The organism is Paraburkholderia sp. EG286A, assembly GCF_040965375.1.
Taxonomy (GTDB): Bacteria; Pseudomonadota; Gammaproteobacteria; order Burkholderiales; family Burkholderiaceae; genus Paraburkholderia.
Map to the genome: position 1 here is coordinate 588,886 of NZ_JBFRCB010000002.1, position 15,869 is coordinate 604,754.

Sequence of the window (15,869 nt, forward strand, 5' to 3'; positions counted from 1 at the left end):
TTCGGGTTCGATCGTCAGCGCCTCGCGATGCGCTTGATCGTTTCGATCTGGCGTGCGATCGCCTCAGGCACCGGCGCTTCGCCGCGCAACACGGCGTCGATCCAGGCGGCCGTCGTCGGTGCGTCGCGGCCTTCGGGGAGATCGATTTCGGGCGCGCCGGGCGACGAGCGCTCCGGTTCGACCAGGGTTTCGCAGATGCCGTCGTGCAGCCAGTCGACCTGCACCTGGCGGCGGGTATCGGCGACGGCTTCGCCCTCGGTGCCGCGCGCGAGCAACGCGCCGCCCACTGCCGCTTCCGGATGCGCCGCGAAGAGGGCGCTCAGGCTTTCGCGGTACGGCGGGTGCGTGTAGTTCACGAGACGCAGGCCGGGCTCGGCGAACGGCTGCAGCAGCTTCACGAGCGTATGCGTGGAGTTGCGTACGCCCATGCGCCGGCGCATCGAGAGCAGGCGCGCGAGTTTGGGCGCGAGCGTTTCGATCGACGAAAACGCCACGCGGCCCGCCGCCAGTTGCGCCTCGATTTCGGCGTGATCGCGTGCTTCGGGCCGATTTAGCGCTGCGAAGATTTCCGCGCTCGTGACGCGGCCTGGATCGGTGCCGACGCCGTGCACGAGCGTCGGCACGCCTTCGCGCGCGAGCAGCAGCGCGAGCAGCGGCACGAGATTCGGCTGCTTGCGCGCGCCGTTGTAGCTTGGGATCGACACCGGCCGATAGTCGCCTCGCGGCACCGCGAGCGGCGCGAACGAGGCGTGCGCAGCGGACAGCATGGCGGCCAGTTCATCGGCGGTTTCGCCCTTGAGGCGGTAGGCGAGCAGCACCGCGCCGAGCTCCAGCTCGGGCACGCGGCCGTCGAGCATGGCGGCGTAGAGGGCGTGCGTGTCTTCGGACGAGAGCGAGCGGGCGCCGTGCGGTCCGCGGCCGATCTCCTTGATGAAGCGGGCGCACGGGAAGATGTCGGTGGAGTCGGCGGTGGTCATGGGCGGGCGCGGTTCGTTCGACGGCGTGCGGCGGGCCGCCGTCGTATTGAAATGGGGATGCGGGAAGTATCGCACGAGCACACTGTGCCTCGCCGGCCACGCCTCGCCGGCCGCTTGAAGGCGCCGCCGCGCACGCCCACCGCCGCGCGTTACACTCGCGATTGTTCCGGCGGCGCAAGCCGTGCGATCTACAGGCCCGCGTGCTTCGTGCACGCCCCATCACAAAGACGGAGAACTCCATGACGTACGTATTCGAACCGGCGGCGCTCGCTTCGGTGCCGGTGGCCAGCAGCGACACGCGTTTCCCGGTGCGGCGCATCTACTGCGTTGGCCGCAACTACGAAGCGCATGCGCGCGAGATGGGCCACGATCCGAACCGCGAGCCGCCGTTCTTCTTCTCCAAGCCCGCCGATGCCGTGCTTTACGTTGCGCCCGGCTCGACCGCCGAATTTCCGTATCCCGCGCAATCGCAGAACGTGCACTTCGAGATGGAACTCGTCGCGGCCATCGGCAAGGGCGGCAAGGACATTCCGGTCGCGAGCGCGCTCGACCACGTGTATGGCTACGCGCTGGGCCTCGATATGACGCGCCGCGACTTGCAGGGCGAGGCGAAGAAGCTCGGTCGTCCGTGGGATACGGCCAAGGGCTTCGACCATTCGGCGCCGATCGGCCCGATCCATCCGGTGTCGAAGATCGGCCAGCTCGAGAAGGGCGAAATCTGGCTCGCGGTCAACGGCGAGGACAAGCAGCGCTCCGACATCTCGCAGATGATCTGGCCGGTTGCCGACACGATCGCATTCCTTTCGACGCTGTTCGAGCTCAAGGCCGGCGACCTGATCTACACGGGCACGCCCGAAGGCGTGGGCGCCGTGGTCAAGGGCGATCTGATGACGGGCGGTGTGGCAGGAATCGGCGAATTCGCCGTGCGGGTCGTCTGAGGGGCGCGGCCCGCATCAGGATAAGAGGAGCAAGAGAGGAGCATGAAGCTTTACAGCTATTTCCGCAGTTCGGCGTCCTATCGGGTGCGCATTGCGCTGAATCTGAAGAACCTGTCGTACGAGTACCTGCCGGTTCACCTCGTGCGCGACGGCGGCGAGCAGCTCAAGCCCGCCTACCGCCAGGTGAATCCCGACGCGATCGTGCCGTCGCTCGTCGATGACCAAGGGCACACGCTCCAGCAGTCGCTCGCGATCATCGAGTATCTCGAAGAGACGCATCCCGAGCCGCCGCTGCTGCCGAAGTCGCCCATCGATCGCGCTCACGTGCGCTCGCTCGCGCTGCAGGTGGCGTGCGAGATCCATCCAGTGGACAACCTGCGCGTGCTCAAGTACCTGAAGCACACCGTGGGCGCGGACGACGCGACGAAAGACGCGTGGTACCGCCACTGGATCGAGGCGGGTTTCGCGACGCTCGAACAGCGGCTCGCCAGCGATCCGCGCACCGGCAAGCTCGCTTTCGGCGACACGCCGACCGTTGCCGATCTTTGCATCGTGCCGCAGGTCTACAACGCGAACCGCTTCAAGATCGACACGACGCGCTACCCGACCATTCAGCGCATCAACGACTACGCGCTCACGCTCGACGCGTTCGCGCGCGCGGCGCCGGGCGTGCAGCCGGATACGGAGTGAGTGTTTGACCGGCTCACGCCGGCCGCACCAATGAAAAAGGGCGTCGTTCGCGAGAACGACGCCCTTCGTGCATCTAAATTCGGGTTAAAGAGCGCTTTCAGCTGCCAAGCAGCGCGTCGGCGAATTCTTCGGCCACGAACGGCTGCAGGTCTTCGACCTTTTCGCCCACGCCGATGAAATACACGGGAATCGGCCGCTGCCGAGCGATCGCGGCGAGAATGCCGCCCTTGGCGGTGCCGTCGAGCTTCGTGACGATCAGGCCGGTGAGGCCGAGCGCGTCGTCGAAGGCCTTGACCTGGGCGAGCGCGTTCTGGCCAGTGTTCGCGTCGATCACGAGCAGCACCTCGTGCGGCGCGCCGTCGAACGCCTTGCCGATCACGCGCTTGACCTTCTTCAGCTCGTCCATCAGGTGCAATTGCGTGGGCAGGCGGCCCGCGGTGTCGGCCATCACCACGTCGATGCGGCGTGCGCGCGCGGCGCTCACGGCGTCGAAGATCACCGCCGCCGGGTCGCCGCTTTCCTGCTGCACGACCGTCACGTTGTTGCGCTGGCCCCAGATGGCGAGTTGTTCGCGCGCGGCGGCGCGGAACGTGTCGCCGGCGGCGAGCAGCACGCTCTGGTCGAAGCTTTGCAGATGCTTGGCGAGCTTGCCGATGCTCGTGGTCTTGCCCGCGCCGTTCACGCCCGCGATCATCATGACGAGCGGCTGGGCGCGGCCGAGCATGAGCGACTTTTCGAGCGGCTTGAGCAGGCCGATGAGCAGCTCGCGCAGGGCGTTCTTGACCTGCTGCGCGTCGGTCAGGCGCTCGGCGCGCACCTTCTGGCGCAGCGTTTCGAGCAGATATTCGGTCGCGTCGACGCCCGCATCCGACATCAGCAGCGCGGTTTCGAGCTCTTCGTAGAGATCGTCGTCGATCTTCGCGTTGACGAAGATGCTCTGGATGTTCGAGCCGGTTTTCGAGAGCCCCGACCTCAGGCGCTTGAGCCACGATTGCCTGGCTTCGGGCTCGAGCGCGGGTGGCGGGACGATTTCGACGGCTTCCGGTTCGTCGTCGTTGTCGTTGGCGGCTTGCTGCGGCGTGATCGGAGCGGTCACGGCCGGTCGAGCGGACGGCGCAGGCGGTATTTCGCGCACCGTGCTGGTGGGCTCATCAACGGCCTCGTCCGGCGCCTCGAGGGTGGCTTCGTCCTGCGCGTTCTCGGCCGGCGCGTTCTCGGCGTCCTTCGAGCCGCGGAATCGTTTGAAGAAACTGAACATGGTCTGGGGGAGGTCAGGCGCGCTGCGGGTCGGACCGAGGGGCGGTCAGCGACGGCATGGGAAGAGGTAACGCGCGGAAAACATGGCATTTTATCAGGCGCGTTAGCCGGAGTCGCTGCGGCATTGCCGTGGGAGCGTTGCGGCGCGCACGCGGCACCTGCGCGGCCCTGTGGTAACGTGCGCGCATTGGAGGGCGCGATGCGAAAGCGTCGAACCCCACAGTCGAGTTCCGCCGGCAAGTTGACTGCCGGCGGTCAAATGCACGCAGAAGTACGACCCAACGCATGACCCGTTCCTCACCTTCACGTGGCCAAGGCGGCCGCACCCATCAGCCCGATCCCCGCGCACGTGGCGGTGGCGGTGCGCACACGATCCGCATCATCGGCGGCGACTGGAAGCGCACGCCGCTGCCGGTGCTCGACCTCGATGGTCTGCGCCCGACGCCCGACCGCGTGCGCGAAACGCTCTTCAACTGGCTCGGCCAGCGTCTCGACGGCCTGCGTTGCCTCGACCTGTTCGCGGGCAGCGGCGGCCTCGGCTTCGAGGCGGCCTCGCGCGGCGCCGCACGCGTCGTGATGGTGGAGCGCAGCGCGCGCGCCGCCGCGCAACTGCGCTCGAACCAGGCGCGCCTTGGCGCGCGCACGATCGAAATCGCGGAAGCCGATGCATTGCGCCTCGCGGCCAATCTGGCGCCAGGCTCGTTCGATGTGGTGTTCCTCGATCCGCCGTTCGGCGACACCGCGCTGCTCGAGCGCTCGCTCGAACTGGCTGCGCCGCTCGTCGCTCCGGACGGCTGGCTTTACGTCGAGTCGGGCGAGCGCATCGAGCCGGCTGCGCGGCCCGCGTTGACGGGCTGGAGCGTCGTGCGCGAGGGCCGGGCGGGTGCGGTTCACTATCATTTGCTGCAGCGCGAAAATGAGGAATAATGCGCGTTCGATAAGAAGCGGCGGGCGGCCTGGCCGTCACGCACGCACGTGTGCATGCGTCGCCACGGCACCGCATTGCGCCCCATTTCTGTTGAGAGGAGAAGCCTCATGGTAGTCGCCGTGTACCCCGGTACCTTCGACCCGCTCACGCGCGGCCACGAAGATCTCGTGCGGCGCGCGTCGAGCATTTTCGACACGCTGGTAGTCGGCGTTGCGGACAGCCGCAACAAGAAGCCTTTCTTCTCGCTCGACGAGCGGCTCGAGATTGCCCACGAGGTGCTCGGCCACTATCCGAACGTGCAGGTCATGAGCTTCAAGGGGCTGCTGAAGGACTTCGTGCGCACCAACAACGCACGCGTGATCGTGCGCGGGCTGCGCGCGGTGTCGGACTTCGAGTACGAATTTCAGATGGCCGGCATGAACCGCTACCTGCTGCCCGACGTCGAGACGATGTTCATGACGCCTTCGGACCAGTATCAGTTCATTTCGGGCACGATTGTGCGCGAAATCGCCCAGTTGGGCGGCGATGTGAGCAAGTTTGTGTTTCCGTCCGTGGAAAAGCGCTTGCAGGACAAGGTGGCCTCGATGGGCGGCCCGGTTTAGAAGGCGTGAACGCGTGGCGAAAGCAGCGTAAACTATAGGGCTAAGCAACGTGTGCGCCGGCCCTTGTGGCGGCAGGAAGTGAGAACAGCATGGCCCTGATGATTACCGACGAGTGCATCAATTGCGACGTGTGCGAGCCCGAGTGCCCGAACGACGCGATCTCGATGGGCCCGGAAATCTACGTGATCGACCCGAAGAAATGCACCGAGTGCGTCGGCCATTTCGATGAGCCGCAATGCATCCAGGTGTGTCCGGTGGAGTGCATTCCCAAGAATCCGGAGCACGTCGAGTCGCCCGAGCAATTGATGCAGAAGTACCACGCGCTGACCGCGGCGAAGAACAACGCCTGAATCGCGCAATCCTCCGGAAAATAAAAAAAACGCGCCAACTGGCGCGTTTTTTATTTCATCTCGCCGTCTTCTTACGCGACGATGGCCTTCAACGCATCGACGAGCGTGTCGCACTCGGCATCGGTACCGATCGAGATGCGCAGATGCTGGTTCACGCGCGGCGCGTTGAAATGGCGCACGAAGATCTCTTTTTCGCGCAGCTTGGCCGCAATTGCCGCCGCGTCGTGCGCAGGATGCTTCGCGAACACGAAATTCGCCGCCGAAGGCACCACTTCGAAGCCGAGCGCCGTGAGCGCGGCCGTCAGGCGCTCGCGGCTGGCGATCACGCGCGCGCTCGTCGTCTTGAGCCACTCGCCGTCTTCGTAAGCGGCGGTCGCCGCGGCTTGCGCCAGGCGGTCGAGCGGGTACGAGTTGAAGCTGTCCTTCACGCGGTTCAGCGCATCGATGAGATCGGGGTGACCGAACGCGAAGCCCACGCGCATGCCCGCGAGCGAGCGCGATTTCGAAGTCGTGTGCACGACCAGCAGGTTCGGATAGCGGTCGATCAGCGCGATCGCCGATTCGGCGCCGAAATCCACATACGCTTCGTCGATCACCACCACGGATTCCGTGTTCGCCGCGACGAGCCGCTCGATTTCCGCGAGCGGCAGCGCGTGACCCGTGGGCGCATTCGGATTCGGGAAGATCACGCCGCCATTGGGCTGGCGGTAGTCACCGATACGAATCGTGAACTGCTCCGTGAGCGGCACGGTGCGGTACTCGACCTCGTAGAGCCGCGCGTAGGTCGGGTAGAAGCTATAGGTGATGTCGGGAAAGAGGATCGGCTGGTCGTGCTTGAGCAGCGCCTGGAATGCGTGAGCGAGCACCTCGTCCGAGCCGTTGCCGACGAACACCTGCTCCGCGCGAATGCTGTGATGCGCGGCCACGGCGGCGCGCAGACGCTTCGCGACGGGATCGGGATAGCGGCGCAGCGATTCGCCCGTCTCGCCCAGCTCGTGGCGGATCGCCTCGAGCACGCGCGGGGAGGGCGCATACGGATTCTCGTTGGTGTTGAGCTTGACCGGCTTCGCGAGCGCGGGCTGTTCGCCCGGCACATAGGGCACGAGCCGGTTGACGATGTCACTCCAGTAACGACTCAAGACGCTCTCCTTGTTTCAACCGTTGCGATGCAGCTGCATCACCGCGCGTTCGGCCTCGCCCTTCACGAACGTCGGCATCACGGCGAGCGCGCGTTCGATCGAGGCGTCGATCACTTCCTGCTCCTCGCGGCGCGGCGGCTTGAGCACGAAGTTCGCGACATCGGGCTTTACACCGGCGCGCGCGCCTTCGGGAATCAGGTCGCGTGGATGGCCGATGCCGATGCGCAAACGCCAGTACTGCTGCGTCGACAGATGCGCGGAGATGTCCTTCAGGCCGTTGTGGCCGCCGCTGCCGCCGCCGAGCTTGAGCTTGACGGCGCCGGGCGGCAGATCGAGCTCGTCGTGCGCGACGAGGATCTCATCGGGCAGGATCTTGAAGAACGCCGCGAGGGCGACGACCGATTGCCCCGAGCGGTTCATATAGGTCTGCGGTTCGAGCAGATGCACTTCCTCGCCGTAGAGGCGCGCCTTCGCATAGTGGCCATGGAAGCGCCGCTCGTCGCGCAGCGTCGTGCCGGCTTCGCGCGCGAGCTGGTCCACGAGCCAGAAGCCCGCGTTGTGGCGCGTCGCCGTGTATTCGGCGCCCGGATTGCCGAGCCCGACGATCAACCTGATCATTGTGGTGTTCCGCCTGCGTAAATCGATGAACTGACCCGCAAGTGTACGAAAAAGTGCGAAAAAAAACCCGCCGGGGCGAACCGCGGCGGGTCACGTCGTCCGTTTCAGGGAAACGGATCGAGAGGATCGGCTCTTTGAAGCCGCTGCGATTACTCTGCAGCCGGTGCTTCTTCGCCTTCAGCTGCCGCCTGGGCGCCAGCCGGCACGGGTGCCGACACGATGACCGGGTTTTCCGTTTCAACGTGCTGAACCAGCGTCACGCCTGCGGGCAGGGTGATGTCCTTGGCATGCAGCGATTGACCGGCTTCGATCTTCGCGAGGTCGACTTCGAGGAATTCCGGCAGTTGACCCGGCAGGCACTGGACTTCGATTTCAGCCAGAACGTGCGAGATGATCGCGCCACCCGTCTTCACAGCCGGGTTGGTTTCCTGGTTCATGAAGTGCAGCGGCACCTTCGTGTGGATCTTCTTGTTCGGATCCACGCGCTGGAAGTCCACGTGCAGCACGAGCTGACGGAACGGGTGGTATTGCACGTCGCGCAGCAGCACTTGCTGCGACTTGCCGGCCACTTCGAGGTCGAGGATCGACGAGTGGAAGGCTTCCTTCTTGAGGGCGTGCCACAGCGCGTTGTGATCGACTTCGATCAGTTGCGGCTCGGCGCCGACACCGTAAACGATGCCAGGGGTCTTGCCAGCAATGCGCAGGCGGCGGCTCGCACCCGTACCTTGCAGGTTACGCTCGAAAGCGATGACTTTCATTTGATTCTCCAATGCACTGCCCGCGACCAGGCAGTAAAACGGGGCCTTTTCAGCAGAATGCCTGCCTTCGGGCCCCCAGCGATGCAGCGCGAACCATCGTCCGTTCGCGCCGATTACGTGCAAAAGCGCGGCGTCCTTGCGAACACCGCGCCTTGCGCGTCAATTCTTGTTAGCTTTCCGCGAACAGCGACATGACCGAGTCGCCGCGACGGATACGCGAGAACGTTTCGGCGAGAAGGCCTGCGCTCGTGAGCGAGCGGATCTTCGCGCACGAACGCGCTTCGGCGCCCAGCGGAATCGTGTCGGTCACGACGAGTTCGTCCAGAGCCGAAGCGGCAATACGCTCGCCTGCGCCACCCGAGAGAACCGGGTGCGTGGCGTAAGCGAACACCTTCTTCGCGCCGCGTTCCTTCAGCACTTGCGCTGCCTTGCAGAGCGTGCCGGCGGTGTCGACCATGTCGTCCATGATCACGCAGGTGCGGCCTTCGACTTCACCGATGATGTTCATCACTTCGGCGACGTTCGCCTTCGGACGACGCTTGTCGATGATGGCGAGATCGCAGTTCAGCTGCTTGGCGAGCGCACGGGCGCGCACCACGCCGCCGACGTCCGGCGAAACGACCAGCAGGTTCTCGTGATTCTGCTTGCGCAGATCGCCGAGCAGCACGGGCGTTGCGTAGATGTTGTCGACGGGAATATCGAAGAAGCCCTGAATCTGGTCAGCGTGCAGATCCATCGTGATGATCCGCTCGACGCCGGCGATTTCCAGCATGTTCGCCACGACCTTCGCCGAGATGGCGACGCGCGCCGAACGGGGGCGGCGGTCTTGACGGGCATAGCCGAAGTAGGGGATAGCTGCGGTGATCCGGCCTGCGGATGCGCGCTTGAGCGCATCGACCATGATCATCAGTTCCATCAGGTTGTCGTTGGTCGGCGCGCAAGTCGACTGAAGGACGAAGACGTCCTTGCCACGCACGTTTTCCTGGATTTCGACCTGGATTTCACCGTCGGAAAAGCGGCTAACCATAGCCTTACCGAGGGGAATACCGAGGATCTTGACGACTTCCTGGGCAAGCGCGGGATTTGCGTTGCCAGTAAAAACCATCAGGCCGTCATGGCTGCTCATCATGCACCTGCTGCGGACTTTGAGGGGGCGAGAGGAACTACTTAGGCGAACTGCCCTGGGTAACCCACAGAGCGAACTGCCTGGAATTTTTGGCAGGGGAGGAAGGACTCGAACCCTCGCATGCCGGAATCAAAATCCGGTGCCTTAACCAACTTGGCGACTCCCCTACACTCAACTTTGAGCCTGACTGACCGGTAGGACGATCAGCCACGCAAAACTATGCCGCGAAAGCGAAGAGTGGATGCTTGTTCAGACTCGAGGCTACCGCGCTTCTCCAGTCCGGTTGTTCCGCAAGCAGTCTGGCTCGTGCCAATTCTGCTTCGGACCGACTGGCGAATGCTGCAAAAACGCTGGCACCCGATCCGGTCATCCGCGCTGGTGCGATGCTGTTCGAAACACTTTCAAACCATCGAAGCACCTGCGCTACTTCCGCGTATTTTCCTGCGACAACCGCTTGCATATCGTTATGACCGAAGCTGTCTGGCCATCCGTTTTGCGTTGCTTGCTGTGCAAGAAAGACTGCTATTGTGCAGGTCTTTGTGTCCCTTGTCAATGATTTTTCCGAAAAAATCTCGGCAGTAGGAACATGAACCCGCGGCGTCACGACCAAAAAATGACGCGGGGGCAATTGTACAGCCTCGAGAGCTTCGCCAACACCCTCCGCGAACGCATTTTTTCCGAACACGAAGAAGGGCACGTCCGCGCCCAGCTTGAGTGCGAGCGCCTGCAATTCCTCGCGCTGCAGGTTGAGCTTCCAGAGGCGGTTGAGCGCGAGCAGCGTCGTGGCGGCGTCGGAACTGCCGCCGCCGAGACCCGCGCCCATCGGTAGACGCTTTTCGATATCGATCTCGACACCCTCGCTCGTGCCCGTGTGTTCCTTGAGCAGCGTCGCGGCGCGCACGGTGAGGTCGTGCTCGGCAGGTACGCCTTCCACTTCCACGGTGCGCGTGATGCGGCCATCGTGGCGGCGCGTGAAATGCAGCGTGTCGCCCCAGTCGAGCAACTGGAACACGGTCTGCAGATCGTGATAGCCATTGGGACGGCGGCCCGTGATGTGCAGGAAGAGATTGAGTTTCGCGGGCGCGAGGCAGTCGCGCAGCGAGTCCTGGGTTTCGATCATGATGCTCTTGGGATGATGCCTGGATTCTGGCCGGCGCGTGCCGGCCAGATGTTGCTGATGTGGGACCGCAACCGGCCCGCTTACTGGTCGAGCACGAGCTTGATCTGAAGCGGCGGGACATCGCGCGTGAGATTGACGCGCTTCACGCCATTGGCCGGCGCGTCCGCGTAGGCGACGTAATCGATGGTCCAGCCGTCCTGCTCGATCTGCGAAAGCCGCTGCGGATTCTGCGGGTCGGGCGTGGTGCGCGCGTGCGAGGTGGGCGCAACCGATGGCTGCAGCCAGTAGCGCAGCCCTTCCACGGGCAGTGCGAAGCCGAGCGCCTGCTGCATGAGCGTACTCACGTTGTCGGCCGTGAGCGGCTGGCGGTTGGGCAGTTCCAGCGTGGCTTGCGACGGTGCGGAGGTGACGAGCGCGAGCGTCTGGCCGAGCGGATTGAGCAGTTGCAGCGTCACCGTCGAATCGGTCTCGTGCCAGTCGAAGTTGCCGTACGCATTGCGCTGCTGGCCGTTCTGGTCGACGTACTGCACGGCGAAGCGGCCATGATAGGCGCGGTTCGTCTGCGTAGTGAGCGAGGTCGTGGCGTTCGAGGTGGACGGCTGGCGCGGCGGCTGTTGCGTCGCGCAGCCCGCGAGCACGAGGAGCGCGGCCGCCGCTGCGCCAAGCGACGCGCGCCGTACAAGGCGGGCGGCGCGCGCAACGGGGAGGGCCTTGGGGGAAACCGAAGTGAAAAAATCTGCCATCAGAGATCGTTGACCTGGAGGCGCTTGAGCGTCTTCAGGAGCGTGTCGTTGTCGGGTTCGAGCTTGCGGGCCTCGCGCCAGGCCGCGCGTGCGCCGTCCTGGTCGCCGTTTTTCCAGAGCACTTCGCCGAGGTGCGCGCCAATTTCCGCGTTCGGCTGGAGGCTGTAGGCCTTGCGCAAGAGCTTGATCGCGTCGGCATTGTCGCCCATGCGGTACTTCACCCAGCCCACGCTGTCCATGATGAACGCGTCGTCTGGTGCGAGCGACGAGGCTTTTTCGACCAGTTTGTCGGCTTCCTGCAGGCGCTGGTTGCGGTCCGCGAGCGAGTATCCGAGCGCGTTGTAGGCCTGCGGATTATCGGGCTGCGTCTTGATCAGCTTGCGCAACTGCGCTTCCATGACGTCGTAATGGCCGGTTTTCTCCGCTGCCATTGCGTAGTCATAGGTGAGATCCGGGTCGTCCGGGAAGTCGGTGGTCGCCTTCGCAAGGCGTGCCTCGGCTTCCGGGTAGCGCTTCGCGTCGAACAGGATCGCGGCGTCGGTGCGCGCGATCAGCGCCTGGTCGCGCGGATCGTCGGCCTGGATGCTCGCGAGCTGGCGGCGCGCGTCGTCGGTCTTGCCTTCCTTGTCGAGGATCTGCGCGCGCGTGATCTGGGCCGGCACGTACTGCTGGCTGCTGGGCTGGATCTTGTCGAGCCACTTCTGCGCACCGGCGTCGTCCTTCTGCTCGACCGACAGTTGCGCGAGGTAGATATAGGCCTGACCGGGGTCGGCGGCCGGATTCTTCTCGGCAATCTGCGCGTATTGCGTCAGATACTTCTGCGCCGCGTCGAGCTTCTTCTGCTGCACGCTGATGAGCGCGAGCGCCATCAGCGGCATCAGGTCGGTCGCGTTGTCCTTGTGCAAGGTCTCGAACTGCTTCTGCGCGTCGTCGAGGCGGTCGGCAGCGAGATAGGTCTGTGCGAGCGCAAGACGGCCTTCGCGCGACTTGGGGTTCTGCTGGACGTACTTTTCGATCGATGCAATGCCTTCGGCGCGCTCCTCCGGGCCCATCTGCGCGAGCATCAGCGCGGCGGGAAGGTAGTCGGGCTTGAGCGCGAGCGCCTGCTCGAACGACTTGCGCGCGCCGGGCGCGTCGTCGGCGAGCAGTTGCTGGCGGCCGATCGCGAGCTGTGCCTCGGGACGGTTCATGTCGTCCTTGAGCAGCGCTTTGAGCACATTCAGGCCGCCCACGCGATTGGGGCCGCGCGAAAGCAGAAGCTGCAGCGAGAGGATGGCCTGACCGCGGCTGTCGGCCGGTACCTTCGCCAGTTCGCGCGCGAGCAGCGGCTGGGCGTCGTCCGGCTTGCCGGCGAGCACGAGCAGCGACGCGTCGAGTTGCGCGGCGCGCTCGGAATCGGGTGCGTACTGCTGCCAGAGCTGGACCGCAGTCAGGGCGTCGGACGGGCTTTGCGCCGAGAGCGCGATTTCAGTCGCGCGCTGCGCCATGCGCGGGTCGTGGGTGTCGCGCGCGAGCGCGAGATACGTTTGAAAGGCCGGTGCTGGCTGGTCGCGCTGCAGCGCGATCTCCGCGGCGAGCACCTGGAAGACGATCTGGCTCGACAGCGGAACGCCCGGCAGAGCCTTCTTCTCGTCGGGCGAGGCGGGACCGAAAGCGTCCGGCATGGTGACGGAAGTGTCGTCCGTGTCGGGGGACGGATCCTGCGCATACGCGCTCGACGTGGTCAATGCCCAGGCGGCGAGAACCGCGGCGCCAACGAGGCGACGCGCGAAGGCTGCAGGCACGCGGGGCGTCGCGGGACGCTTTGCGAACAGCTTAACGAAAGACAGTTCCATGGAATTCCGTCGAATGTTTCGGTCGATTGTAACGCGCTGGCTACAATACGCGCACAACGCGCACACACGTTTACGCAAGTTGCAGACCAACCCGGACCAGCATCCGAATCAGGCCGTCAGATATGCCAGAGTTGCCAGAAGTTGAGGTTACCCGAAGGGGGATCGAACCGTGGGTCGCCGGCCGCCGCGTCGAGCGTGTGGAGGTGCGCAACCCCGCATTGCGCTGGCCCGTGCCGGCTACGCTCGCCCGTACGCTGCGCGGCCGCACGATACGTTCGGTCGGGCGGCGCGGCAAATATTTGCTGTTCGAGGTCGACGAGGGCTGGTTCATCGTGCATCTCGGCATGACCGGCACGCTGCGCGTGCTGCGCAATCTGCCGAAGCCGCCGGCCGCGGAAAAGCACGATCACGTCGACTGGTTCTTCGACGACTTCACGCTGCGCTTTCGCGACCCGCGCCGTTTCGGCGCCGTGCTCTGGCACCCGCGCGAGGCCGGCGACGTGCTCGGCCATCCGCTGCTGGCGGGCCTCGGCATCGAGCCGTTCACGCCGGCCTTCGACGGCGCGCTGCTGTTTCGCGAGACCCGCGGCCGCAAGGTCGCCGTCAAGCAGGCGCTGCTCGCGGGCGATATCGTGGTGGGCGTTGGCAATATCTACGCGTCGGAAAGCTTGTTCCGCGCCGGCATCCGGCCGACGACCCCGGCGGGCCGCGTTTCGCTTGCGCGCTACGAACTGCTCGCGGACGCCGTGCGCGCCGTGCTCGCCTCGGCCATCGAGAAGGGCGGCAGCACGCTGCGCGACTTCGTCGGCAGCAACGGCCAAAGCGGCTATTTCCAGCTCGAATACTTCGTTTATGACCGCGCGGGCCAACCCTGCCGCGTGTGCGGCACGCCGATCAAACAGATCGTGCAGGGCCAGCGTTCCACTTATTTCTGTCCGCGCTGCCAGCGCTGAGCGCCAAGTATTTCCATGTACCGAACTTCGTCTACTTCCGCGCCGCTACCGGCTGGCGCGTATCCCGCTGAACTGCTCACCGGTTTCGCGCCGCGCCTGATCGCCTGGCAGCGCGAGCATGGCCGTCACGACCTGCCGTGGCAGAACACGCGCGACCCGTACCGCATCTGGCTCTCTGAAATCATGCTGCAGCAGACCCAGGTCTCGACCGTGATTCCGTACTACGCGCGTTTTCTCGAGCGCTTTCCCACGGTCGAAGCGCTTGCCGCGGCGCCCGACGACGACGTGATGGCGCTCTGGGCCGGCCTCGGCTATTACTCGCGCGCGCGCAATCTGCACCGCTGTGCGCAGGTCGTGGCCGATACCCACGGCGGCAAGTTTCCGTCGACGGTCGAGGCGCTCGCGGAGTTGCCCGGCATCGGCCGTTCGACGGCGGCGGCGATCGCGTCGTTCGCGTTCGGCGCGCGCGAGACGATCCTGGACGGCAACGTGAAGCGCGTGCTCGCGCGCGTGTTCGGCGTGGAAGGCTTTCCTGGCGAAAAGCGCGTGGAGAACGCGATGTGGACGCTCGCCGAAACGCTCGTGCCGGGTGCCGAAGCGAGCGACGCCGACGTGAGCGCGTACACGCAGGGTTTGATGGATCTTGGCGCGACGCTGTGCGGGCGCGGCAAGCCCGACTGCGCGCGCTGCCCTTTCGCGGACGACTGCGTGGCGAAGACGACGGGACGTCAGCGCGAACTGCCTGCCGCGCGTCCGAAGAAGGCCGTGCCCACGCGGCGCACATGGATGCTCGTGCTGCTCGACGGCGATGCGGTCATGCTGGAGAAGCGTCCGCCATCGGGTATCTGGGGCGGCTTGTGGAGCTTGCCCGAAGCCGCGGACGAACCCGCGCTCGCCGAGCGCGCGAGAGATTTCGGCGTGACGCCGGAGGGCGCGGCGTCGAGCTTCGCACTCATGCCGCTCGCGCATACGTTCACGCATTTCAAGCTCGACATCGAACCGCGCGTGATCGAACTCAAGCACGATGCCGCGCCACTCGAAGCCAACGATGGACAGACCGCGTGGGTGTCGCTCGGCAATATCGACGCGTATGGCGTGCCCGCGCCGGTACGCAAGCTGCTCGACGGTTTGCGTGGACCGCTGGTCTGAGTCAGCAAGAGAGCCGCATCAGCGCCTCAAAGCAACTGATGCTGCTGCATGTAGTGATGGACGATTTCGATACGTGCGCCCGCGTCGTTCAACTCCATGAGCTTCTGACGCGCGCGCAGCGCGATCGGCAGCACCTCGGCCAGACGGTTCGATACCCACGAGGGATCGTCGAAGCGGAACGGCTCCGCAAACGGCAGGCTCGCGGGGTCGCGCTCGCGGATCGTCGCGATGATGCGCTCGAGTACTTCCGCACACGCGCCGAATTGCGCGAGCTGTTTGCCGCCTTCCAGCGGAATATCTTCGGGGATCAGTTCGGCCATGCCCACGAGCAGGCCATCGGCTTCCACGCGATGCGAGAGTAGATGAAAGCGCTGCGTGCCGTGAGCCTGGATGTGCAGCATGCCGACGGTCTCGACATCGCATTGCTCGATGAGCGCGAGGCAGCCCACGGGTTCGGGCACGGCAGTCGTCTCGTCGGGCTGCGCGACTTCCGCGCCGCTTTTGAGCAGACACACGCCGAACGGCGTGTGCTCGCGCAGGCACTCGCTCGCCATGTCCAGGTATCGCGCTTCGAAGATCTTGAGCGGCAGCAGGCCGCCGGGGAACAGCACCGTATGTAGCGGGAACAACGGCAAATCGGCAAGCACGGCAGGAGACGAGGACATGGCGCAACGCTTTCGGTTAAG

The 15,869-nt window shown here is 65.1% G+C and carries 17 protein-coding genes and 1 tRNA gene; 7 read left to right on the forward strand and 11 right to left on the reverse strand.

Going from position 1 to position 15,869, the window contains the following annotated elements:
• Positions 1-14: 14 nt before the first annotated feature.
• Positions 15-977 carry a DNA-binding protein YbiB gene (gene ybiB / locus AB4Y35_RS09365; protein WP_368704197.1) on the reverse strand — a complete coding sequence of 321 codons (963 nt, stop codon included), beginning with the start codon at positions 975-977 and terminating at the stop codon, positions 15-17.
• A 239-nt stretch (positions 978-1,216) separates the two neighbouring features.
• Between ybiB and AB4Y35_RS09370 the strand changes: the two genes are divergently transcribed.
• Positions 1,217-1,915 carry a fumarylacetoacetate hydrolase family protein gene (locus tag AB4Y35_RS09370; protein ID WP_368704198.1) on the forward strand — a complete coding sequence of 233 codons (699 nt, stop codon included), beginning with the start codon at positions 1,217-1,219 and terminating at the stop codon, positions 1,913-1,915.
• Between the two features lie 42 nt (positions 1,916-1,957).
• Positions 1,958-2,605, forward strand: coding sequence for a maleylacetoacetate isomerase (maiA, locus tag AB4Y35_RS09375; protein ID WP_368704199.1), 648 nt, complete (start codon positions 1,958-1,960; stop codon positions 2,603-2,605).
• 97 nt (positions 2,606-2,702) lie between these two features.
• Here maiA and ftsY read toward each other — a convergent pair whose 3' ends face one another.
• Positions 2,703-3,863, reverse strand: a complete 1,161-nt coding sequence (ftsY, locus tag AB4Y35_RS09380) for a signal recognition particle-docking protein FtsY (RefSeq protein WP_368695725.1) — start codon at positions 3,861-3,863, stop codon at positions 2,703-2,705.
• Positions 3,864-4,147: 284 nt separating this feature from the next.
• Between ftsY and rsmD the strand changes: the two genes are divergently transcribed.
• From rsmD to AB4Y35_RS09395, 3 genes are all read left to right on the forward strand, one after another.
• Positions 4,148-4,789 carry a 16S rRNA (guanine(966)-N(2))-methyltransferase RsmD gene (gene rsmD, locus AB4Y35_RS09385; RefSeq protein WP_368698413.1) on the forward strand — a complete coding sequence of 214 codons (642 nt, stop codon included), beginning with the start codon at positions 4,148-4,150 and terminating at the stop codon, positions 4,787-4,789.
• A 108-nt stretch (positions 4,790-4,897) separates the two neighbouring features.
• Positions 4,898-5,392 carry a pantetheine-phosphate adenylyltransferase gene (coaD, locus tag AB4Y35_RS09390; RefSeq protein WP_133185293.1) on the forward strand — a complete coding sequence of 165 codons (495 nt, stop codon included), beginning with the start codon at positions 4,898-4,900 and terminating at the stop codon, positions 5,390-5,392.
• Positions 5,393-5,481: 89 nt separating this feature from the next.
• Positions 5,482-5,742: a YfhL family 4Fe-4S dicluster ferredoxin gene (locus AB4Y35_RS09395; RefSeq protein ID WP_069264882.1), complete on the forward strand. Its 261-nt coding sequence runs from the start codon at positions 5,482-5,484 to the stop codon at positions 5,740-5,742.
• 71 nt (positions 5,743-5,813) lie between these two features.
• Here the strand turns inward: AB4Y35_RS09395 and hisC are convergent, their stop codons facing one another.
• From hisC to AB4Y35_RS09435, 8 genes are all read right to left on the reverse strand, one after another.
• Positions 5,814-6,881: a histidinol-phosphate transaminase gene (gene hisC, locus AB4Y35_RS09400; RefSeq protein WP_368704200.1), complete on the reverse strand. Its 1,068-nt coding sequence runs from the start codon at positions 6,879-6,881 to the stop codon at positions 5,814-5,816.
• A gap of 15 nt (positions 6,882-6,896) precedes the next feature.
• Positions 6,897-7,499 carry an aminoacyl-tRNA hydrolase gene (pth, locus tag AB4Y35_RS09405; RefSeq protein ID WP_368704201.1) on the reverse strand — a complete coding sequence of 201 codons (603 nt, stop codon included), beginning with the start codon at positions 7,497-7,499 and terminating at the stop codon, positions 6,897-6,899.
• Between the two features lie 149 nt (positions 7,500-7,648).
• Complete coding sequence (locus AB4Y35_RS09410; protein WP_368692474.1) at positions 7,649-8,257, reverse strand: 50S ribosomal protein L25/general stress protein Ctc; 609 nt, start codon at positions 8,255-8,257, stop codon at positions 7,649-7,651.
• A 169-nt stretch (positions 8,258-8,426) separates the two neighbouring features.
• Positions 8,427-9,383 (reverse strand): ribose-phosphate pyrophosphokinase, encoded by a 957-nt coding sequence (locus AB4Y35_RS09415; protein WP_069265235.1) that lies wholly within the window; start codon positions 9,381-9,383, stop codon positions 8,427-8,429.
• 90 nt (positions 9,384-9,473) lie between these two features.
• A tRNA-Gln gene (locus AB4Y35_RS09420) sits at positions 9,474-9,550 on the reverse strand.
• Between the two features lie 50 nt (positions 9,551-9,600).
• Positions 9,601-10,503, reverse strand: a complete 903-nt coding sequence (gene ispE / locus AB4Y35_RS09425) for a 4-(cytidine 5'-diphospho)-2-C-methyl-D-erythritol kinase (protein ID WP_368704202.1) — start codon at positions 10,501-10,503, stop codon at positions 9,601-9,603.
• Positions 10,504-10,583: 80 nt separating this feature from the next.
• Positions 10,584-11,246, reverse strand: a complete 663-nt coding sequence (gene lolB / locus AB4Y35_RS09430) for a lipoprotein insertase outer membrane protein LolB (protein WP_368704203.1) — start codon at positions 11,244-11,246, stop codon at positions 10,584-10,586.
• Positions 11,246-13,081, reverse strand: a complete 1,836-nt coding sequence (locus AB4Y35_RS09435; RefSeq protein ID WP_368692477.1) for a tetratricopeptide repeat protein — start codon at positions 13,079-13,081, stop codon at positions 11,246-11,248. Before AB4Y35_RS09435 ends, lolB begins: the two co-directional genes overlap by 1 nt.
• Before the next feature lie 122 nt (positions 13,082-13,203).
• On the opposite strand from AB4Y35_RS09435, the gene mutM reads away from it, so the two are divergent.
• Positions 13,204-14,034 (forward strand): bifunctional DNA-formamidopyrimidine glycosylase/DNA-(apurinic or apyrimidinic site) lyase, encoded by an 831-nt coding sequence (gene mutM / locus AB4Y35_RS09440; protein ID WP_158756862.1) that lies wholly within the window; start codon positions 13,204-13,206, stop codon positions 14,032-14,034.
• Between the two features lie 15 nt (positions 14,035-14,049).
• A complete protein-coding gene (mutY, locus tag AB4Y35_RS09445) occupies positions 14,050-15,183 on the forward strand; it encodes an A/G-specific adenine glycosylase (protein ID WP_368704204.1) in 1,134 nt (377 codons plus the stop codon).
• A gap of 26 nt (positions 15,184-15,209) precedes the next feature.
• Here mutY and AB4Y35_RS09450 read toward each other — a convergent pair whose 3' ends face one another.
• Entirely contained in the window at positions 15,210-15,848 is a 639-nt protein-coding gene (locus AB4Y35_RS09450; protein WP_368692480.1) for an LON peptidase substrate-binding domain-containing protein, read from the reverse strand.
• Positions 15,849-15,869: the final 21 nt, after the last annotated feature.

Excerpts from the sequence above, each read along its gene's own strand:
- ispE (WP_368704202.1), bottom strand. The coding sequence starts at position 10,503 with ATGATCGAAACCCAGGACTCGCTGCGCGACTGCCTCGCGCCCGCGAAA.
- mutY (WP_368704204.1), top strand. The coding sequence starts at position 14,050 with ATGTACCGAACTTCGTCTACTTCCGCGCCGCTACCGGCTGGCGCGTAT.
- AB4Y35_RS09395 (WP_069264882.1), top strand. The coding sequence starts at position 5,482 with ATGGCCCTGATGATTACCGACGAGTGCATCAATTGCGACGTGTGCGAG.
- coaD (WP_133185293.1), top strand. The coding sequence starts at position 4,898 with ATGGTAGTCGCCGTGTACCCCGGTACCTTCGACCCGCTCACGCGCGGC.
- AB4Y35_RS09415 (WP_069265235.1), bottom strand. The coding sequence starts at position 9,383 with ATGAGCAGCCATGACGGCCTGATGGTTTTTACTGGCAACGCAAATCCC.
- rsmD (WP_368698413.1), top strand. The coding sequence starts at position 4,148 with ATGACCCGTTCCTCACCTTCACGTGGCCAAGGCGGCCGCACCCATCAG.
- AB4Y35_RS09435 (WP_368692477.1), bottom strand. The coding sequence starts at position 13,081 with ATGGAACTGTCTTTCGTTAAGCTGTTCGCAAAGCGTCCCGCGACGCCC.
- mutM (WP_158756862.1), top strand. The coding sequence starts at position 13,204 with ATGCCAGAGTTGCCAGAAGTTGAGGTTACCCGAAGGGGGATCGAACCG.
- ybiB (WP_368704197.1), bottom strand. The coding sequence starts at position 977 with ATGACCACCGCCGACTCCACCGACATCTTCCCGTGCGCCCGCTTCATC.
- ftsY (WP_368695725.1), bottom strand. The coding sequence starts at position 3,863 with ATGTTCAGTTTCTTCAAACGATTCCGCGGCTCGAAGGACGCCGAGAAC.
- AB4Y35_RS09370 (WP_368704198.1), top strand. The coding sequence starts at position 1,217 with ATGACGTACGTATTCGAACCGGCGGCGCTCGCTTCGGTGCCGGTGGCC.
- maiA (WP_368704199.1), top strand. The coding sequence starts at position 1,958 with ATGAAGCTTTACAGCTATTTCCGCAGTTCGGCGTCCTATCGGGTGCGC.
- AB4Y35_RS09450 (WP_368692480.1), bottom strand. The coding sequence starts at position 15,848 with ATGTCCTCGTCTCCTGCCGTGCTTGCCGATTTGCCGTTGTTCCCGCTA.
- pth (WP_368704201.1), bottom strand. The coding sequence starts at position 7,499 with ATGATCAGGTTGATCGTCGGGCTCGGCAATCCGGGCGCCGAATACACG.
- lolB (WP_368704203.1), bottom strand. The coding sequence starts at position 11,246 with ATGGCAGATTTTTTCACTTCGGTTTCCCCCAAGGCCCTCCCCGTTGCG.
- AB4Y35_RS09410 (WP_368692474.1), bottom strand. The coding sequence starts at position 8,257 with ATGAAAGTCATCGCTTTCGAGCGTAACCTGCAAGGTACGGGTGCGAGC.